At 70.8% G+C, this 1,877-nt stretch carries 2 protein-coding genes; one reads left to right on the plus strand and one right to left on the minus strand.

The window, feature by feature from the left end; translation table 11 throughout:
• Positions 1 to 21 precede the first annotated feature (21 nt).
• The gene (locus tag MXD59_RS25670) at positions 22 to 915 is read right to left on the minus strand and encodes a DUF1003 domain-containing protein (protein ID WP_248827144.1); all 894 of its coding nucleotides are present in this window, start codon (positions 913 to 915) and stop codon (positions 22 to 24) included.
• 728 nt (positions 916 to 1,643) lie between these two features.
• Here MXD59_RS25670 and MXD59_RS25675 point away from each other — a divergent pair.
• A partial coding sequence (locus MXD59_RS25675; protein WP_248827145.1) for a zinc-ribbon domain-containing protein occupies positions 1,644 to 1,877 on the plus strand: 234 nt, incomplete at its 3' end.

Raw genomic sequence — 1,877 nt, forward strand, 5'->3', positions numbered from 1 at the left:
GATGCTTCGCGATGGGACCTTCTACCAGGCCCCGACCCCCTCACCGGCTTGACGAAGGACATAGGGGCACTTTTTCGGACGTTCCGTCCCTCTGTGGGTGGCTCCGGCGTAGGCCGCGGTCCGGTGATGTGCCCGTCCGGTCGAGGTGCGGGTGTTGGTGCGGGCGGCGACCCGGGCCGTCGGAAGGGCGCCGGTGTGCCCCGTCCGGGCGGCTGCGGCGGTGGCCGCGGCGACAGGTGTGACGGGTGCGGCCGGTGCGTCGGGTGCGTCCGGTGTCGGGTGGGGGTCGGCGGACGGGGCGCCTTCGATGGTCCCCTGGTCGTCCGCGCGGGTGTCCGCGCGGGGTGCCAGGCGGGGGCCCTCGCCGGTCATGGGCAGACCTGTCATGGGCAGATGAGCCGCCAGCAGCCGCTCCAGATCGCCGCGGAAGGTCTCGAACTGGCCGGCGAGTTCGCCGCGGACGTACTGCCGGGTGGCCGCCTCGCTCTGGGCGAGCCGCAGCGCCGCGACCTCGCGGGTGAGGAACTCGGTGTCGTCGCGCATCCGTCCGGCGACGGCGCGATCCTCGGTCAGGCTGGCCCGGTCCCGGTCGTCCTGGCGGTTCTGGGCCAGCAGGATGAGCGGCGCGGCATACGCGGCCTGGGTGGAGAAGGCCAGGTTCAGCAGGATGAACGGGTACGGGTCCCAGCGCATGAGCGGCACGGCGACGTTCAGCCCGATCCAGACGATCACGATGCCGGTCTGGATCGCCAGATACCGTCCGGTCCCCAGGAAACGGGCGATCGTCTCGGCTATCCGGCTGGCGTTCTCCCGGTCCACCCGGGGCAGCAGGGTCACCCGGCTGGTACCGGGAAGATCGAGCCGATCGGTGCGGGGCCGGCGGCGGCCCGTGTTGCGGGTTGCGGTGATGGCCATGACAGCTCCCCCTCCGCGCGCCGAGGAGATCGTCCGGGCGCGCGTTATTCGAGCAGGCCGCGCGCATGCTGAGCGCGATGCGACGGCCTCAGGTCGACTCACGATGCTGATCGACCGCACCTGCTCGTGCCCTGCCTGAAACGGACATCCAGCACACCCGACACACGCCATCGTGCGACCTGCGTGGGCGCGCGAATCCGCCCGCGGTGCCACGCCAGCCCGGACGGAACGCCCTGCGACTGTTCGCGGCAGCGGAACAGGACCCGGATCGCGACCACGCTCTGCTCACCTGGGTGAACGGGTACGTGGGAGGACCAGGATCGGCTCGCAGCCGGCCTTCCCAGGCAGTGCCCCGGGGAGTCGTCACCCGGGTTTCATGGACGTGGGCTGGGCGTCACCGGCCGCGGGCGCGAAGCGCGCTTCGGGACCGGGCCGCCGCAGCCGGAGTCAGCCTCGGCTGTCGTCCAGGAGCAGGAAGCGGCCGTTACTGGAGCACCCGCCAGAACTCACAGCGGCCACCTCCTCGCGCTGGTCCTCCATAGAGGAAGTTTCGGGGGCCTGTCAAGGATAACCGCAGGGTGGATGCCCGGAACCGTCGGGTCTTCGTGATCTCCGTCGCCAACAGGGCGGGACGACGAAGGACAACATGCGCCGAGGTCCGGTCCTGAGGCGTTGCACGCGTGGGTGGGGGTAGGCACCGGCGCGAAACGGCAGAGGCGGAGGGGTCGATGAAGGTCAATGGATGCGCTCGGTGCGGGCAGCTGGTCTTTTTTGAGAACTCCGCGTGCCTGCGCTGCGGAGCGCCTCTCGGCTTCGACCCGGACCAGGGTCGGGTCATCACGCTGGTCACCGGCCGATCGCCCCAGCTCTCGACTGCCACCGAGCCGTCGACTGCCACCGAGTCGTCGACTGCCACCGAGTCGTCGACTGCCACCGAGTCGTCGACTGCCACCGAGTCGTCG

The organism is Frankia umida, from assembly GCF_023242945.1.
Taxonomy (GTDB): Bacteria; Actinomycetota; Actinomycetes; order Frankiales; family Frankiaceae; genus Frankia; species Frankia umida.